Source organism: Legionella pneumophila subsp. fraseri (genome assembly GCF_000586315.1).
GTDB classification, from domain to species: Bacteria; Pseudomonadota; Gammaproteobacteria; order Legionellales; family Legionellaceae; genus Legionella; species Legionella pneumophila_B.
In genome coordinates this window covers 148,511-166,376 of record NZ_KK074226.1, presented here as the reverse complement: position 1 = coordinate 166,376, position 17,866 = coordinate 148,511, and the positions used below count along the sequence as shown (strand labels likewise).

Genomic DNA, 17,866 nt, shown 5'->3' with positions numbered 1-17,866 from the left:
CATTGTAAAATTTGTAGAGAAAAAGGTAAGGTTCCTTGTATTTCTGTTTCTTGCAATCATTTTACAGTATATTTTTTTACCCGTCTTCTTCCTCAAGATTGTCCCGCTTGGGAAAATTTGCTGGCAAGGGATTCAATTTACTTTCTCTATCTTCAAACGGGCTCATATCTAATAATGAGAACAGTGACTTTCTAAAGTCCTGTTGAGTTTTGCCGCCAACATGTATAGACACATATTGTACAACATGTGTCATTTCAATAGGAGCTTTAAATGGACATTATCCTGCAAGGTCAACATAATGCTATTGAAACTGTTGAGAGCCTGGAGAGGGTTCTGAAATTATTTAAAGAGCGTTACCAGGTTGATGGATTTCGCGAGATTCATTTGACTGTCACTTTAGTTGATGAACAGGGCGATGAGGTGGAGTTGGTCGATAGTGAGACTAATCAACCTTATCGAATTTTTGAAGTTTATCGTAAAGGATATGAATTGGCTGGAAGAAAAGGGATTCCAATGTTGCAGCTGGTAGTTGATAATACGCACAAATAGATTATTCTTTCTGTGCTTTTTTAATAAGCCTCATATTCTGGATAAGGAGTCCATCATGATTATGGCATTGCTAGCCATAATACTCACGTTAATCTTGGTGATTGGTATACATGAATTGGGACATGCATTGGCAGCCCGTTTGTTTCAGGTCAAAATTAGTAAAATCTCTATAGGATTTGGAAAACCATTAATTCAGTGGCAAACCCGAAGTGGATGTAACTGGATCTGGGCAATGTGGCCTTTGGGAGGGTATGTTCAACTACTGAATTCACGGATTAGCCCAGTAAAGCCGCAAGAAAATGCTTATTGTTTTGATAAGAAACCAGTTTGGATTCGTGTGGTGATTTTATTGTCGGGAGCGATTGCAAATCTTGTTACCGCATGGATAGCTTTGGTGTTGGTTTTTTATATTGGTATTAGCTATAAATTACCCCAAATTCAATCGGTAAAACCGGATAGCCTTGCTGCAAAGACAGGTATTCAAGCAGGCGACCAATGGGTTGCTGTAGAGAGTTACCCTACTGATTCCTGGCAAGGGGTAGGTATGCAGTTGGTGATTCATTGGGGGCAAAAGAATGTGCAAATTGTTTTAAGACAAGCGAATCAGCAATTAAAACAATTGAATCTTGATTTAAGTCAGATCGAATTTACTTCAAAAGATGGTTCTTTGCTGGAGAGTATGGGGATCAAGCCTGATTTGTCAGCAGTTTCTAGTCTGAAGCGTTATCCATCTCTATTGGCTTCAATACAAAAGGCGTTTGATGAGATAATCCATACAATGTACTTTTTTATAATGATATTGAAACAATTGTTTCTCGGAGTTATTCCTTTTTCTATTTTACTTGGGCCCTTGGCTATTTTTTCTGTTTCTGTGGCCTCTTTAACTCAAGGTGTTATCGTTTTTCTCTTGTTCATAGCCACGTTGAGTTTAGCCGTTGCTTTGGTCAATTTATTTCCTATACCCGGCCTTGATGGAGGAAGTATTTTATACTCGGTTATAGAGAAAATTCGCGGGAAACCCATTTCAGTCGCTATGGAAGTCTTGTTGCATCGTTTAATGGTTATTCTATTTTGTGTGTTGCTAGTGCATTTGTTAATGAATGATTTGAATCGATATTTGCACCATTGACAGTTTACTTATGAACATGGAGTTATCTTTTAATTTTTAGTCACAGCCCTTGCGCAACAACATATATCTACTCTCTTAACCCCGGCATTTTTTAATGTATATGCCATTTCATTGGCTGTGCTTCCTGTGGTTAATAAGTCATCTACAATCATGACGTGCTCATAAGTTACAGGCGATACATAAAAAGCATGATGCAAATTTTTCCTTCGTTGTTCTCCATCGAGATTGGCTTGTGAAGCGGTATTGATTACTTTTCGGCAATGGTATAAGTCATAAGGGATGTTTAATTGACGAGCTAATAATTTGGTTAATATAACAGACTGGTTAAATCCCCTTCGCTTTAATCGTTTGGGATGCATGGGAACGGGAATTAGACAGTCTGGTTTAAATGCGTTTTGTGGCAAGGCATTAAGAAGTAATTGCTTTAGAAATGAGGCCAGATAAAGACCATTATGGTATTTAAACTGGTGTATTAAACTACGCAGAGGTTCTTCAAAACGATACGCTATATAGGCCTTATCAAAGAGAGGCCTTTTTTTAATGCAGTGACCACAAACCAGGTAGGTATCATCAGAAAGGGGGTAGGCACAGTATTGACAGGAAGGTCCAAGTTGTTTCATATACTCCATGCAATAAGAGCAAATTGCAAGTTGACTTTTGTGAAGCTGGTTGCAAAGAGTACATATTGAAGGCAAGCGTAAGTTCTGTGTTATACTTAAGAATTTTTGGAGCACGATAGTTGGATTTCCAGCATTTAACTTTTCCCTGGTCTTTATAATGACGGTCAACAATGAAATAAGCAAGGCATTTAGCAAACATGCCGATGACTATGAGCGTGTTGCCAAAGTACAAAAAGAAATAGGCAGTCGTTTGTTTGAACGATTACAATATTTAAAAATTACTCCTCGACGAATTCTGGATTTAGGGTGCGGGCCGGGTTTTTTTTCAAAAGAATTGGCTTTGTTATACCCCAAAGCGCAGATTGTTGGAATGGATTTGTCGTTCGCCATGCTAGAACAAGCCCGGAAAAAGCAGGGTTGGCGTCGTAAATGGCCTTTAGTTACGGCTGATATGCAGCAAATGCCCTTCGCTACTGGCATTTTTGATTTGGTATTTGCTAACCAGGTCATTCACTGGAGTAGCTCATTAGGACCTGTTTTTCGGGAACTTAATCGTGTAATGAATGTCAACGGATGCTTGATGTTTACTACATTAGGCCCTGATACCTTCAAAGAATTACAAAGAGCCTGGTCTGCTGCTAATCAATATGCTCATATTAATGAATTTATTGATATGCATGATATTGGAGATTGCCTGCTTGCAGAGCATTTTATGGATCCGGTTATGGACATGGAATTACTCTCTATACATTACGATACTTTACACCAATTGCTCTTGGCCCTAAAAACTCAAGGAGTCAGAAATATTAATCCTAAACGAAATCATGGATTGACAGGTAAAAGTGCTTGGCAACAATTTGAAACGCAATACGCTACCATGCGAACTGCTAACGGGAAATATCCTTTAACTTATGAAGTGGTTTATGGGCAAGCCTGGAAAGGTGAGCAACGTAAAATGGAGCAAGGCATAGAAACCTGGATTCCTGTTTCACGTATCGCCAAAAAACCCTAGTTTAACACGGATATCAATTGGATTGTCCGGTACATCAATGGTGTCAAGACAAGTTGCTGCGATTTTGTAATTGTTTGGTTAATTCAATTAATGCAGCCGCTTTACTACCAAATAACTGCAGAGAATCCATTGCAATTTGATAATGAACAGCGATTTCTTCTTCTAATTGCTGTTTGCTAAATAGGGTAGCAAAGGTGGTTTTTTGGTTTGCCTGATCCGAGGAGCGGCCTTTACCCAATACTTGAGTGGGAGCATAGAGATCCAGGTAATCGTCTTGCATTTGAAATACAAGCCCTATATGTTTTCCATAAGTCCTTAGTGCGGATTTGATTTGTTCTGATACCAAATGCTGTGCTGCTAAAACCATTTCAAAACAGGCCAGGATCAATTTTCCAGTTTTCAATAGATGAATTTCTCTTAATTGCTCCTCAGTGACCGATGAATTGGCCAGTTCTGATAAATCAAGGCTTTGACCACTAACCATTCCACTGATTCCACTGGCATTCACTAATAATTGAGTAATGGCTACGATTTGTGATGCGGGGAGCAGGGGCGATAATCTGGTCAATACGACCTCAATCGCGAAAGCTTGCATACCATCACCAACTAAAATAGCAGTTGCCTCATCAAATGCTTTATGGCAACTGGGCTTACCTCGGCGTATATCGTCATTGTCCATCGCCGGAAGATCATCATGAATCAGCGAATAGCAATGTGTTAACTCAAGCGCTGCTGCTATAATATCCAGAACTTCCTGGTTCACATCAATTAAATCGCCAGCTAAATAAACCAAAATGGGTCTTATTCTTTTGCCGCCTGAAAATAAAGCGTAATGCAGTGCGGAGCGAATTTTGGGAGCTGGTATTATTGTTTCATTGAGCAATTGCTCGAGATATAGCTCATGTCTTTGGGTATAGTTATCAATCACTTGTTTGTTCATCTGAGTCGAGTTCAAAGTTGGAATCAGTACTAGTTAACGTTTCAATTTTTTGCTCTGCCTGATTTAAAGCATTTTGGCAACGTCTTGCAAGGCTAATTCCTTTTTCAAATTGTTTCAGCGATTCTTCAAGGGTAAGCTCCCCCTTTTCCAGTTGCCGGACAATTTCTTCGAGTTCAGTGATTGATTGTTCGAAATGTATGCCTTTACTCATGACTGTTTTCCAAGGCGATAAAAGGTGTGATTATACTGAGTTAATATGAGGATTCAACTTCTGAATGGAAGTAAATGGAAAATCAACGAGGAAAGCTTGCTGGCAGCTTCTGGTTTGATAAAGGAAATCCAGTGCTTAATGTTGGGCTTTGCTTATTTAATATCAAAGACCAACATTGAGTAGTGAACAGCATTTAAAGTCCGAATGCCTTGTCAAAATCTATATCGAGTTCTTCAGTCTTTGTATTGTTATTCTTCGCAGTGAAGAAGGTGGGGCTGTGTTTCATAGATGTATCGTGTTGTTGAATCTGGTCACGGCATTGATCTTTTAACGCAATCATTTCTTCATACAAAGCACGGATTTCAATTTTCAAGCGATCAACCACTTCACTGCCGCCTTTGTAAATTGTGGTTAGAGAGCCCATTTTGACAAAGTGTTCTGTGTGGGCGTTTTCCAGGAATTTTAGTTGCGCTGTTAAAGAGGAGGACTCTTTTGCTTTCGCTATTTGGTCTTCCATATACTCCTTTAATCTAGTAAGTTCTGTTACTGGATTTTGTCCTTTTTTGAAAGCAGGCATGATTTTGACCTCACATTTTAAAATAATCCCTTAGGTAAGTTAAATCAAAAACAAACAATTGAAAAGCAAATATTCTCATATTCATTTTTATTAGATAAGTATTAATGCATAGTGCTTGGTATAGAATTAATCAATTTAAAATGAAGTCATATTGTTTGTCAGATAAGTCTGCGGGAATCAGGTGCAATTGGAGAGCAAGATCTTTTTGGCATTTGCTGGTCGAGGCAGATTGGATTGTATAAAAAAAGCCTGACAGCTAACCAAGCGCATGTCAGGCTTTTATTTGACGTTTAATTATTTGGGTGATGAAGCAGTTTGACGAAGCCCCAAATCTTCTTCAGCTTTTTCTATCGCTTTAGCTGAATCTGGACGTGCATAAGTGAAGAAACCTTGTTGGCAACCAAATGTAAAGACGGTAATCACAGCATTGGCCAAGCACTTTAAAAGATTTTTCAGGTAGTCACCCCAGCCTAAGTCTTTTTCTAAAACCGGTTTAGCTATTTTTACGGCATCTTGACAAGCTAATTTAAACTTTCTTCCAGCAAGTTCCTGAGAAAATTCATTGGCTCTTAAGTCTCGTTCATATTCATCGCGAGCAGCTATAAGACTTTGGAGAAGTGTATTTGCTGTGTCGTGTGCTTTTTTATACTGATGTTGATCGACCCTGTCTATTTTGAGTGTGAGTTCTTGAAGAATTCCATCAACTTTCAGGAGAGCTTGATTTATAGTTTCTTCCTGTTGATTTTCAAGTTTACGCTTTTCTTCATCAGATTGCTTTGCAAGTTTTTGTTTTTCTTCTTCAAGCTGCTTTTCCAGTTTCAATTGTTCTTCGCGCTGTTTTTCCAGCTTACGCTTTTCTTCTTCAGCCCGTTTGTGTTGTTGTTCTATTTTTATTTGAAATTCACCAACCAGTGTTTGTGGATGGTTATAACTAAATTGATCACGTAAAGGCTCATAAAGTTTTCTTACGTCAATTTTTAGCTGTTCAACTTGCTCGTTTCCGCCTTTGTAAATTTTTGATAATGAACCCATTTTATCATCGTACTCGTTCAAAACGTCTACGAGCAGTTGATCTATTTCTTGTTCTGTGGTTGCTTTTTTAATTTTTGATATTTGCTCTTCCATGTATGCTTTAAGTTCAGTTAAACCTTTAACTGGATCCTGACCCACGGTAAATTTTGCCATAATTTTATCCTCAGTTTTTATAAAAAAATCACTTCGGCAAATAATAAAGCAAGATAGTGTTTTTGAAAAGTAAAGTTTTAATAAATATTTCGTAAATTGAATGCAATAAAGGAAAAAAGACTCTTCAAAATGAGCTAAGTCTTGGTTCGTTTAAAAAATTATTTAAGGTAAATATTTTCGGCACGAGTTATCATGGATGTACTGAGTAAAATGCTTTAATCAAGGCAAAAATTATGAAAGTGAAGACCCAGTTTGTTTGTAATCAATGCGCAGCTGTTTTTAAACAGTGGGCAGGACAATGCACTCAATGCGGCGCTTGGAATTCCATTGTTGAAGAAGGGATTGTGCCAGAAAACAGGACTTTACGAAGCGGGCAATGGGCAAATCAACGTTCTGTCATTACTGCGGTTGAAGACGTCGTCATGGATAAAATAGTGCGTATGGACTGCGGCATATCCGAGCTCAATCGGGTTTTAGGAGGTGGTCTGGTTTATGGTTCGGTTGTTTTGATTGGAGGGGATCCAGGGATCGGTAAATCTACCTTGTTGCTGCAAACTCTCGCAAATTTGTCTATGCAGGAAACCGTATTGTATGTGACGGGGGAAGAGTCATTACAACAAGTTGCCATGCGTGCCCAAAGATTGGGGCTACCTTTGGCCGGATTGCGGCTATTGGCAGAAACACAGGTTGAATCCATCATTGCTCAAGCTCAAAAGGAAAGACCGCGCATTATTGTCGTCGATTCGGTACAAACCATATTTACTGAAGCCATAAGCTCTGCGCCGGGAGGAGTTAGTCAAGTGAGGGAATCAGCAGCGCAATTGGTGCGTTATGCCAAGATGAGCAATACGGCGGTCTTCCTGGTAGGCCATGTCACCAAGGAAGGAACATTAGCCGGGCCTCGGGTATTAGAACATATGGTGGATAGTGTCCTCTATTTTGAAGGGCAGAACGATAGTCGCTTCAGGGTCATTCGCGCAATCAAAAATCGTTTTGGCGCAGTCAATGAATTAGGTGTATTTGCCATGACTGACAAAGGTTTGAAGGAAGTAGCCAACCCATCGGCTATTTTTCTATCTCGTCAACCTGAACCTACTCCAGGCAGTGCAGTGATGGTGACATGGGAAGGTTCAAGACCTATGCTGGTAGAAGTACAGGCATTGGTTGATGAAGCCCACGGTCAGCAAGCGAAACGCGTTACTGCGGGTCTAGAGCATAATCGCCTGGCGATTTTGTTAGCCGTTTTACATCGCCATGGAGGTATTGCCACTTACGATCAAGACGTTTTTATCAATGTAGTCGGGGGGGTAAAGGTAACAGAAACAGCGAGTGATTTGGCGTTGTTGGCCGCAGTGATTTCCAGTTTGCGTAATCGTATATTTGACAGTGAAACCATCATATTCGGTGAAGTGGGATTGGCAGGAGAAATCAGACCAGTGCAAAGTGGTCAGGAACGCATTAAAGAAGCTATAAAACATGGATTCAAGCGTGCTATAGTTCCTTTTGCCAATGCCCCCAAGCAGCAACTGGATTCTATGGTGATAGAGCCGGTTAAACATTTGCGAGATGTATTGGAGAAAATGTGAGTTATCAAAAAGCAATCATGCCTGAATACAAAGTGAATGAAGACATTCTCCGCGATTTTAATCGTGATGGTGCCGTGTGTCTTCGCCAATTTTTAAATGCGGATGACATTGCAATTCTAAAAGAAGGAATAGAATTTAATTTATCTTCCTTGAGTTCCCGTGCCAAAATAGCCAGCAGACCAGATGATCCCGGCTATTTTGTTGAGGATTTTTGTACCTGGCAAAAAAATCCTTTTTATCAACGAATTATCTTTGATACGAATTTAGGAGCAGTTGCCGCTCAAATGATGCAAAGCCAAACAGTCCGGTTGTATCATGATCATTTGTTAGTAAAGGAGCCAGGGACACGTCAGGTTACACCCTGGCACCAGGATCAACCCTATTATAATATTGAGGGAAGACAAAACTGTAGTTTCTGGATCCCGGTTGATCCTGTCAGTCGTTCTTCAACTCTGGAGTTCGTAGCTGGCTCTCACTTGGGCCCCTGGTTAATGCCAAGAACCTTTTTAGACAATCAGGCAAAATGGTTTCCTGAAGGAAGTTTGCAGGAGTTGCCTCCTATAGAAGAGGCGCGTGCGAGGTATCCGATTATTGGATGGGAAATTGAGCCTGGTGATGTGGTCTGTTTTCATATGCTGACTTTACATATGGCAAGAGGAGTCGAGGGAAAACATAGAAGGAGAGTATTTTCTGTGCGTTTTTTAGGTGATGATATTACGCATGCTCCCAGGTCATGGACTACTTCACCTGATTTTCCTGGTTTGACGGACGAAATACCAGCAGGCGCAAGTATGGATCATCCTTTATTTCCATGTTTAACCGTTTGATGATTAATATTACAAGGAGTAATTATGGCGTTATCTAAGGAGTTAAAAAGCAAGTTCATTCAAATTTTGAATCAAAATAAGATCCCTCATTCTGTTGGTTGGTCTAACTACATGGAGAGTGTTAATAATTCAGCTGCTATTGTAGTCGAAGTTAAGAATGTAAAAGAGGTTCAGACAGTTATTAAAGCGGTTAAGGAATTGAATTCTGACAGGAAACCTGAAGATAAGGTTACTGTGCGGGCTACTGCTGGATGGACTGATAAACCGGGTAATAGCTGTTGTTTTTTTCCTTGGAGCGAAGCTCAAGAAAGTCAGTACAATGAAGGGTTTTCTTTTTCTCAGGTCGTAGGGGGTAAAGCATCTCCTGATACGGCAGGTACCGATGTAATTATCCGTTTTGCAAAAAAATTTCATCACGCAAAAGTGATCGGCCCATTAAAGAATCCCCCTGTTTTTAATCCGGACAATCCCATTCACAGACTTCCTGTGACTTTGGTGGAAGTAAGTGCAGGCATGCAAGTGGGTGATTTTGCAGATTTTCTGCGAAATCATCAGTTATCCTTGTCAACTGTTAGCATGATTTATTGTGTGACTCCTGTGGGCTTGGCTGGAACAGCTGGACATGGTACCGGGCGTGATGAGCCGGCATTTAGTGGCTTAATTGAATCGGTTACAGTTTGTGATATGGATGGCAATCTGCGTGAAATTAATTCCGATCATCCTGATTTCAAAGATTTGATAGGTGGTCATAGTGGGTTGTTGGGTATAGTCGTCAGCATGAAACTACGGGCGGTTAAGGCATTCAATTTATGCGAAACAATAGAATTATTCCCCAATACCAAAGAAATGACAGGCAGGTTAAGTGAGATATTAAAAAATAACCAATACATTAGTATTATGGGAATGCCAAGTTACGGATGTCCTGAATCGGATAAACTGGTTTCCAAATGGCAAATTCGTCAATGGAATTATACGACAGACAAACCAAGTAAAAGGGAAAATGCGCCCTATGATCCGGATATTCGTTCTTTTGCTCAAGAGTTACAAGTTCGTATTGGTGCCTCAGCGATGGACTTTTTACTGGATTCAGGATTAAAACATTTATTACCTTCTTTTATGTTGCTGTCAGCAGCAGTAGTCACAGGTACTCGTGGTACTGCACCCAAAGTAGATTATGAAAATCATATTACCCATCCTCAGGTTGCTTTTCCAAAAGAGATGAGGGATGTGAGTTATTTGATTCCAGTCAAAGACGACGAAGCAGGAAAAAAATTAGAGCTTATTTTACAAAAAATGGAAGCCATGTTGAACGAAGCGGCTAGTAAAGGGGAGTTTCCTGTCACTTATGCGATTTATGTTCGTTATCTTAAGGGTACTAACGGCGGATTATCAACCAGTTTTACTTCGTCGGATGATGAGCGTATTTTAGCGATAGACGTAGTCACTCACCCTGAAGCACCGGGGATTACAAATTTTGAAAAGGGATTCATGTCCTTTTTAAATGAGATGAATATTACTCCCAGAAATCATTTGGGAAAAAATTTTCCCGCGGGCATAGTTCATTATGATCAGTTTTTGGGCGCGGAGAGGGTGTCAAAGTATAAGCAGGCACTGGAGAGATTCTATTGTACCCCCGGAAAAGACGATGGTACTGAGCGCCTGAACATGTCTCCTTTTTATACCCCTTATTTGCAAGGCATGTTATCTCCAAGTGTACTAAGCAATCAATTAATTGATAAAAATAAAAACGAGCAACGTGTGGAGAGGTTGCATGAAGAGCACTCCGAGCTCGAATGTGCTGAGTTTTTAAGTAAATTATATGCTGAGGTATCCAGGATGAGCATGTCTTCAGAGGAAGCTCTTGCTGCAAAAAGAGGGTTTTTAGAAGTTTGCAAGACGGAATTGGAGCACAGGAACAGTCGACTGGAGACCCCCGTACCTCTACTGAGTTAAAGAATCAGAAAATAATCAAAAAAACAGAACCTAGCAAATTCAGGAGTCTCTACTAAACTTAAGAATATAATAATATTTCGAGTTAACTTATGGATATTACTCCTTTTTTTAAGCTTATGGTGGATAAAGGTGCCTCAGATTTGTTTTTCAGTGTTGGGGCGCCGCCGAATATTAAAATCGAAGGAGTCACCTCACCTGTTGGCCAGGTTCCTATCAAATCAAATCAAATGGCAGAAATTGTTTTATCTATTATGAATGACGCACAACAAAAAGAATTTGAGTCCAAAATGGAGCTCAATATGGCTTTTTCGTTAGCTGGGGTAGGTCGTTTCCGAATCAATTTATTCAGGCAACGTGGTGAAGTGGCTATGGTAGTGCGTTATATCAAGGGCGAAATACCTTCTATAGAAGATTTAAATCTTCCGCAAATTTTAAAGTCTCTGGTTTTGGAGTTGCGAGGTTTAGTATTAGTTGTTGGATCCACGGGATCAGGTAAATCAACGACTCTGGCTGCGATGATCAATCATCGCAATGAAAATCATAGGGGGCATATTTTAACAATAGAGGACCCTATTGAATATATACATCAGCATAAAAAATCAATAGTTGATCAACGAGAGATAGGCATTGACACTCTAAGCTATGACAATGCATTGAAAAATGCAATGAGAGAAGCGCCTGATGTGATATTAATTGGTGAAATTCGTGATCTTAACTCAATGAAACACGCCATAGCTTATGCCGAAACAGGACATTTGTGCATTTCTACTTTACATGCCAATAACGCCAATCAGGCTCTGGATAGAGTGATTAATTTTTTCCCCGATGAGGCAAGACAACAAATATTGTTAGATTTATCTCTTAATTTAAAAGCAATTATTTCATTACGTTTGATACCAGGAATAGATAATCAGCGTGTTGCAGCGGTGGAGATCTTGATTAATTCTCCTTATATTTCTGATTTAATTGAAAAAGGGAAGATAGACGATATTAAAGAAGTCATGGCAAGAAGTACAGAACAAGGAATGCAGACTTTCGATCAGGCTTTGTTTAATTTATATAAAGAAGGAAAAATTACCAAAGAGAATGCGATTAAGTATGCGGATTCAAAAAATAATGTGGGCTTACAAATTCGCTTGGGTGAAGAAAAAAATTTTAATGTTCAAGATGAGAACCTTCAAATACAACCTGATGATATAGATAAAATTTGATCCATTATGCATTATTTTTATACATTGTTTTGATTGGAGCATTGTGATAAAATTATAGTCTAATTTGTTAGTTTTTCTTCCAATCTATGCCTAGAGTTTATAATCTTAAAGATATTTATCTGGGTGCCCCTTCTTTTTCAGGGCATGAAGTTTATCTTGATGCAGTTTATTATCCTTCTGATCCGTCTGAAAAACATTTTAGAGTTATTTATAAGAAAAATAAGTTTGGTAATGCTAACTTATCTCGCATGGAAGTGGCATTTAGTCAGTTAGCTCGATTATTTTTAGATAATGGATTAACTTCCTTTCAAAAAATGGTAGTGAATGATGCTAATAAAGTACAGGGATTGATAGTAGAGCATTTAAATTATGTTATTGAAAATAAAGAAGGATTGAAGCAGCCGTTTTATACTTTGAATGCTCCAAGGAATGGATGTGACTATACTGAAAAGCGGGTGACTAGCGCGAACGAGATACCTTTCTATTTCCTGGATAAATTGCCTCAAGGTTTTTTTAATCAATTACTGGCGGCAGAAAAAAATAATAAATTGAGCATAGATTATGCCTCTTTGGCAAGTATATTGGCTACTTCGTACACGTTGGAAGAGGATGATTTGCATAAAGGGAATTTTGGTTTTTATTTGGTGAAGAAAAAAGGAAAACCGCGAGTTGTCTTTTTCAAAATCGATCATGATTTAATGTTTGTTGACAGCATCATGTCATTTACAACAAGAAGATTCTGCCATTTGTTTGATGGATGTGATGCTTTTGATATCACTGAAGAAGACTTGTTGAAGTTTCCTAATTTAAAATATTCTGCTAATGGTTATTGGCCAACCAAAACCAGCTTTTTTTATAAACCATGGGATAATAAAGATTATCGTACCTATGCTGAAATTCAGGCTTTTGCAGATTTATCCCATGTGGAAGAGTTTAACAAAGCAAAATGGCGGTCTTTTTACAAGCATATTTTAATCTCTCAATCTCAAATGGAGGCGACCTTAAAGGTCTGCTTTGATGAGAATAATGCTTCAGACAGAGCGCATATTTCTCTGGTAATTCAAGCGATGCTGGCCAGACAGGCGCGTTTAAAAGCGATGTTATTTTCTCTAAAAGATTTTCGTGATTTTATTCTTTCCCAAAATGGAAAAGAACGAGATTTATTATGTCATGAAATCCTGAATAACTTGCCAGAAGAAGAGAGAGAGTCTTTTGAAAATGAAATTAGACAATTGTTAGATTATAACCATAACCTTTGTTGTTCCGCTGTTTTTGAGGATGGGGATACTCCATTGCATATAGCAATCAAGTCAGGCGATTATCGTTATGACGAGACGATTGGCATGTATGGACAATTCATCAATGCTAAAAATAGCTCAGGAAAAACTCCTCTGGATATCGCTTTACAGATGGCAGGGCAGTCCAAAGTTCACCCTGCTGATGTGCGTAAAGATTATCGTTTTATCATGAAACATTTATTGACCAATGGAGCCAATCGGACAAAACAGTTTGAAGAGTTCGATAAAATTGAAAATATCAGATCCTATCAATTTCATACCCCTTATCTAAATAAAGCCATTAAGGCTAAAACTTATAATGAACTGAAAGAAGTGCTCAGGGATATCGGTGAAGATCATCAGTATTGCTTGAAATTCAAAAAGATGTTGGCAGTGGAATGTATTTCTGAATTTATAAAGGCCAATCAAAACAATCTCAGTTTAAGAGGGATACTTTTAAAATTAAAAAAGGAAGTAGATGGTAAGGGAACAAAATCAGAAAATGCGCCTTTAATGTATATACGTCAATTGAGAAGTCGGCTATGGATTGTTCGTCAAATCAGAGGACTTTATGGATGGTCTACAACGCAAGGCGAGATTGATTATATGATTGATAAGGAGTTGGCGCGTTTGGATACTAAAGATATAAAAAGACATTCATTATTTGATTCCAGGGACAGCAGTACTTTGGATAATGTATTTTTGGATGTATCGTTATCAAAAAATAAAATCTAAGTCCATTCTATTGAGGCGAAATACCAATTTATAGCGATATTATTAAGGCGTATTATACGCCTTAATAAATAGATGGAACTACTGGGTTGATTGTTAAATTAAGCCATAAATGATGGCTGAGATAGAAATAATCCCCATGACGGTAACAAATACGTTACTGATTTGATTACTGTATTTTTTCATGGCTGGCACTTTAGCAATGGCATACATTGGCATGATAAATAATAAGACAGCTATGATGGGGCCTCCTAACGTTTCAATCATTTTTAAAATATTAGGATTAATTGTAGCAACAGCCCAACAAGTCAGAATCATAAAGATTTCAATGATTCTGTGCAGGGAGTTCTTATTAATTGTTTTGCCTGTTGTTGATTTTAATGATTTAACAATAATTCCACTTAAGCCTTCTTTGGCACCTAAATAATGTCCCAGAAAAGATTTTGAAATGGCTATGAATGCAATAACAGGCGCAATATAGGCCATAATAGGGGTATTAAAATGATTCGCCAGATAAGACAAAATGGAAATATTTTGTTGCTTTGCTTGCAAAAGATCCTGAGGTGACAGGCTCAACACACAGCTAAATACAAAAAACATTACAGAGAATACCATCATCAAGTGACTGTATTTCATAATTAATGAACTTTTCTCGTCAGCTTGGCTACCGTATTGTTGCTTTTGATTCACAGCAAAAGAGGAAATGATAGGAGAATGGTTAAAGGAGAACACCATCACTGGAATAATTAACCATAAAGTCATTAATAGTCCATGCCCTCCATTGGCATGTAAGGAATTGCTTTGGATAAAAATAGCGTTATTCCAATTTGGAATTAAATAAAGCGAAAGCAGAAATAGAATAGTGGCAAAAGGATAAACCAATACCGACATCGATTTGACAATAATGTCTTGTCCTAAACGCACGATACCCATTAACCCAAGAATTAATATGATCGCTAAAAGAGCTCGTGGCGGAGGGGTAATTCCCATTTGATTAATCAGGAAACTTTCCGTGGTATTTGTTATTGCGACACTGTACATCAGTAAAATGGGATAAATCGCAAAAAAGTACAGAATAGTCAGCATCTTACCCGCAAATGAGCCGAAATGCTCTTCTACAACATCGGTGATGTCATTGTGTGAGGACGAGCCTGAAAGGACAAAACGACATAAAGCCCTATGAGAATAATAAGTCATGGGGAAGGCCAGAATTGTCATAATGATTAAAGGCAAAATGCCATTAAGACCAGCATCTATAGGAAGGAAAAGAGTTCCGGCACCGATTGCTGTGCCATAGAGGCTTAACATCCAAATCGTATCTTGTTTTTTCCATTGCGATAGTTTTTGGTTGACTATCGGAGATACTATAGCTGCAGATTCATTTGATGACATGAAAAACATCCTCGTTTTAATACTAGTAAAATGGCGCCCCACAATCTGATCAATATTAACACTACAAAGACAATATTTCAACAGTTGTGGCCTAAATCATATCCAACTGAAACGAACAAAGCAAGAGATTAATTTAAGGTAAGAAGTCAGGAAAATGGCTTTGCCATTTTGAATAATTCATTAGGCTCATTCCGATCTTATTCTTTTAAATTGTTGCAAATGAATTCGTATTGTAATAAGAATGTTTCTTGAACCAGGTTTAATTAATGGAGTAGTTATGAAACGAATCATTTTGTTTATGATCGCATGGAGTTTATTGAATTCAGCCTATTCTTCTCACTCACTTCCATCCCACGCAAGTATTCTTTTTACTCTAGCCAATACAGAGCGTGGTGATTCATGCCCGGCTTTGCTGCATAGTGCAAAAGTTTTTGTTGATTATGACTATAACTTTGAGCGAAATATGGGGCTGGCTCATTTAAGGCAGTTGCAATCGACCAAGTGGAGCGAAACACTGTATCCGCTCGGTTTAAGTAATTATTATGCATTTATGTCGGATATGAAGCCCAAAGCGGTTCAGATTGAAGGGGGTGAGGTAACCATTTATCGAATTATTTTTCATTTGTATAAAAATGGCGATAGCAGGATTTATCTTATGGTTAATCAAGATGGTGAATGCATTATGAGTTCTGATGTTGTGAATGTTAATTTGTAAAGTAAATAGTATTAATTTTAATGAAAAGCTCTCAAAAGCGGGGCTAGCCTTGGTCGAATGCCAAGTTATTTATTGACCTTGATTTTGTTTTCTGCCCCTTTTTTCATGACAATGATGCTAATACGCCGATTTTCAGGGTTATAGGGATTTGCTTTATCAAGAAGAACAGTGGAAGAATAACCTGTGACAGTCATGACTTTATTTTCATCCATGCCAGCTTTTATCAGTGCGCGTCTTGCTGCATTTGCTCTTTGCGCGGATAATTCCCAGTTGGTGTACTCCAACTCATCAGGATTATGATAAGGATTGGCATCAGTATGCCCTTGAATGGTTATTTTATTGGGTACAGAATTGAGTAGTTTTGCGATATTGGCAAGGATGGGCTCAATTTCGGGATTGATTTTATCAGAGCCCACATCAAACATCGGTTTTTTCTGATTGTCTATCAGTTGAATACGCAAGCCATCGGAAACCACATCCATCAGGAGTTGTTTTTTTAGACCGGCAAGAGAGGGATCTTTTTCCATGCTTAAATTGATCTCTGATTTCAACTCTTCAAGTTTTTTTATTTCATTCGCTTGAGATTCAACAATTTCTTTATCTTTTGCTATGCTCTCATTGATTAAAGGTTTATTGGTGGCAGAAACCTGGCCATCTGTGTCTTCAATATTAGGGCCTCCTCCTTTGATCGTTGCTTTTCTATTCCCCATACTTTCTCCACCAAATAGAGCTACTTTCATTGGTTGTTTAAAATACTCGGCAATACCTGCTTTTTGGGCTTTGTTTAACGAAGCAACTAACCACATGAGCAGAAAGAAGGCCATCATCGCAGTTACAAAATCAGCAAAGGCTATTTTCCATGAACCACCATGATGCTTATGATCATTTTTTTTGATTTTTTTAATGACAGGAGTAAAGTGAGTGGTTTTTTCTTTTTTTTCCCGTTTGTCCTTTTTTTCCAGATCATCTTTGATTGGGTCGCTGATATCGTTTATTTCGCTCATGGCTGTAACCTAACTGGACGTAGCTTCTGTTGTTTCAGAGTTTTGAGTTGTTGCTTGAGCAGTTTTGGCATTTTTTATTTCATCATTTAACTGATTAAATGAAGGTCTTTGTGATGTAAATAATACTTTACGGCCAAATTCAGTAGCAATAATAGGGGGATTATTGTGCAAACTTGCCAGTATAGTAACTTTTATACATTGCAGCATCAACTGATTTTGATTGGCATTTTGTTCCATAGCGGTAGCTATAGGCCCAACAAAGCCATAACCGATTAAAATACCTAAAAAGGTTCCCACTAACGCATGGGCGATTAAAACTCCCAATTCAGAGGGAGGCAGGCTGATGGATTCCATAGTATGGACAACACCCAATACTGCTGCAACGATACCAAAAGCAGGCATGGCATCAGCCAGTTTGGTGATGGCATTGGCCGGGATCATTTCTTCTTCATGGTGAGATTCAATCTCCATGTCCATCAAGCTTTCCAATTGAAACGGCTGCATGTTGGAAGTAATAATCAATCTTAAGTAATCACAAATGAACTCTATTAAATGGTGTTTACTCATTAAATTGGGATAATTGGTAAAAATTGGGCTTTTATCCGGCTCGTCAATGTCGGTTTCCAGTGACATTAGCCCTTGTTGCCGTGCTTTACTGAGTAAATGGTATAGAAGGCTTAACAAATCACTGGATGCTTGTTTTGCTGATTTCTGACCGCGAAATGTAGCAGGCAGAGCTTTTAGAACAGATTTTAAAACGGTAGTATTATTACCAACGATAAAAGAACCTATAGCGGCTCCTCCAATGATTAATAATTCAACGGGTTGAAAGATAGCGGCGAGATGGCCGCCTGTCAGGCTGAATCCGCCAAACACACAGAGTAGTATTACAATATAGCCTACTAAAATTAACATATCCTTATCCTATAGTACCTGGTGTCCAATT

General features: G+C 38.5%; 17 protein-coding genes. 9 read left to right on the top strand and 8 right to left on the bottom strand.

Features of this window, described 5'->3' with window-relative positions:
- The first annotated feature begins 270 nt into the window (after positions 1-270).
- Both CC34_RS0113315 and CC34_RS0113310 read left to right on the top strand, forming a co-directional pair.
- Positions 271-549: a hypothetical protein gene (locus CC34_RS0113315; RefSeq protein ID WP_027222429.1), complete on the top strand. Its 279-nt coding sequence runs from the start codon at positions 271-273 to the stop codon at positions 547-549.
- Between the two features lie 55 nt (positions 550-604).
- Positions 605-1,678, top strand: coding sequence for a M50 family metallopeptidase (locus CC34_RS0113310; RefSeq protein WP_027227363.1), 1,074 nt, complete (start codon positions 605-607; stop codon positions 1,676-1,678).
- A gap of 29 nt (positions 1,679-1,707) precedes the next feature.
- On the opposite strand, the gene CC34_RS0113305 is transcribed toward CC34_RS0113310, so the two are convergent.
- Positions 1,708-2,412, bottom strand: coding sequence for a ComF family protein (locus CC34_RS0113305; RefSeq protein ID WP_219819312.1), 705 nt, complete (start codon positions 2,410-2,412; stop codon positions 1,708-1,710).
- 43 nt (positions 2,413-2,455) lie between these two features.
- On the opposite strand from CC34_RS0113305, the gene bioC reads away from it, so the two are divergent.
- Positions 2,456-3,310 carry a malonyl-ACP O-methyltransferase BioC gene (gene bioC, locus CC34_RS0113300; RefSeq protein WP_027227361.1) on the top strand — a complete coding sequence of 285 codons (855 nt, stop codon included), beginning with the start codon at positions 2,456-2,458 and terminating at the stop codon, positions 3,308-3,310.
- 43 nt (positions 3,311-3,353) lie between these two features.
- Here bioC and CC34_RS0113295 read toward each other — a convergent pair whose 3' ends face one another.
- The 4 genes from CC34_RS0113295 to CC34_RS0113275 all read right to left on the bottom strand — a co-directional run bounded on the left by CC34_RS0113295 (position 3,354) and on the right by CC34_RS0113275 (position 6,223).
- The gene (locus tag CC34_RS0113295) at positions 3,354-4,250 is read right to left on the bottom strand and encodes a polyprenyl synthetase family protein (RefSeq protein WP_027227360.1); all 897 of its coding nucleotides are present in this window, start codon (positions 4,248-4,250) and stop codon (positions 3,354-3,356) included.
- Positions 4,231-4,461 carry an exodeoxyribonuclease VII small subunit gene (locus tag CC34_RS0113290; RefSeq protein ID WP_027227359.1) on the bottom strand — a complete coding sequence of 77 codons (231 nt, stop codon included), beginning with the start codon at positions 4,459-4,461 and terminating at the stop codon, positions 4,231-4,233. Before CC34_RS0113290 ends, CC34_RS0113295 begins: the two co-directional genes overlap by 20 nt.
- Before the next feature lie 193 nt (positions 4,462-4,654).
- Positions 4,655-5,038 carry a hypothetical protein gene (locus CC34_RS0113280; RefSeq protein ID WP_027227358.1) on the bottom strand — a complete coding sequence of 128 codons (384 nt, stop codon included), beginning with the start codon at positions 5,036-5,038 and terminating at the stop codon, positions 4,655-4,657.
- A 294-nt stretch (positions 5,039-5,332) separates the two neighbouring features.
- Entirely contained in the window at positions 5,333-6,223 is an 891-nt protein-coding gene (locus CC34_RS0113275; protein ID WP_027227357.1) for a lpg2327 family Dot/Icm T4SS effector, read from the bottom strand.
- Between the two features lie 233 nt (positions 6,224-6,456).
- Here CC34_RS0113275 and radA point away from each other — a divergent pair, with 233 nt between their 5' ends.
- The 5 genes from radA (at position 6,457) to ankK (ending at position 13,812) form a co-directional block, all read left to right on the top strand.
- On the top strand, positions 6,457-7,809 hold the full coding sequence (gene radA, locus CC34_RS0113270) for a DNA repair protein RadA (RefSeq protein ID WP_050598233.1): 1,353 nt from the start codon (positions 6,457-6,459) through the stop codon (positions 7,807-7,809).
- Positions 7,806-8,636 (top strand): phytanoyl-CoA dioxygenase family protein, encoded by an 831-nt coding sequence (locus CC34_RS0113265; protein WP_027227355.1) that lies wholly within the window; start codon positions 7,806-7,808, stop codon positions 8,634-8,636. The genes radA and CC34_RS0113265 overlap by 4 nt, the downstream gene beginning before the upstream one ends.
- Before the next feature lie 24 nt (positions 8,637-8,660).
- On the top strand, positions 8,661-10,589 hold the full coding sequence (locus CC34_RS0113260) for an FAD-binding oxidoreductase (protein WP_027227354.1): 1,929 nt from the start codon (positions 8,661-8,663) through the stop codon (positions 10,587-10,589).
- 89 nt (positions 10,590-10,678) lie between these two features.
- Positions 10,679-11,800, top strand: coding sequence for a PilT/PilU family type 4a pilus ATPase (locus CC34_RS0113255; RefSeq protein WP_027227353.1), 1,122 nt, complete (start codon positions 10,679-10,681; stop codon positions 11,798-11,800).
- 86 nt (positions 11,801-11,886) lie between these two features.
- Positions 11,887-13,812 carry a Dot/Icm T4SS effector AnkK/LegA5 gene (gene ankK / locus CC34_RS0113250; RefSeq protein ID WP_027227352.1) on the top strand — a complete coding sequence of 642 codons (1,926 nt, stop codon included), beginning with the start codon at positions 11,887-11,889 and terminating at the stop codon, positions 13,810-13,812.
- 93 nt (positions 13,813-13,905) lie between these two features.
- Here the strand turns inward: ankK and CC34_RS0113245 are convergent, their stop codons facing one another.
- Complete coding sequence (locus CC34_RS0113245) at positions 13,906-15,201, bottom strand: serine/threonine transporter (protein ID WP_027227351.1); 1,296 nt, start codon at positions 15,199-15,201, stop codon at positions 13,906-13,908.
- 277 nt (positions 15,202-15,478) lie between these two features.
- On the opposite strand from CC34_RS0113245, the gene CC34_RS0113240 reads away from it, so the two are divergent.
- Positions 15,479-15,916, top strand: a complete 438-nt coding sequence (locus tag CC34_RS0113240) for a hypothetical protein (RefSeq protein ID WP_027227350.1) — start codon at positions 15,479-15,481, stop codon at positions 15,914-15,916.
- Between the two features lie 65 nt (positions 15,917-15,981).
- Here CC34_RS0113240 and motB read toward each other — a convergent pair whose 3' ends face one another.
- Both motB and motA read right to left on the bottom strand, forming a co-directional pair.
- Entirely contained in the window at positions 15,982-16,920 is a 939-nt protein-coding gene (gene motB / locus CC34_RS0113235; RefSeq protein WP_027227349.1) for a flagellar motor protein MotB, read from the bottom strand.
- A 9-nt stretch (positions 16,921-16,929) separates the two neighbouring features.
- Entirely contained in the window at positions 16,930-17,835 is a 906-nt protein-coding gene (gene motA, locus CC34_RS0113230) for a flagellar motor stator protein MotA (RefSeq protein ID WP_027227348.1), read from the bottom strand.
- Positions 17,836-17,866: the final 31 nt, after the last annotated feature.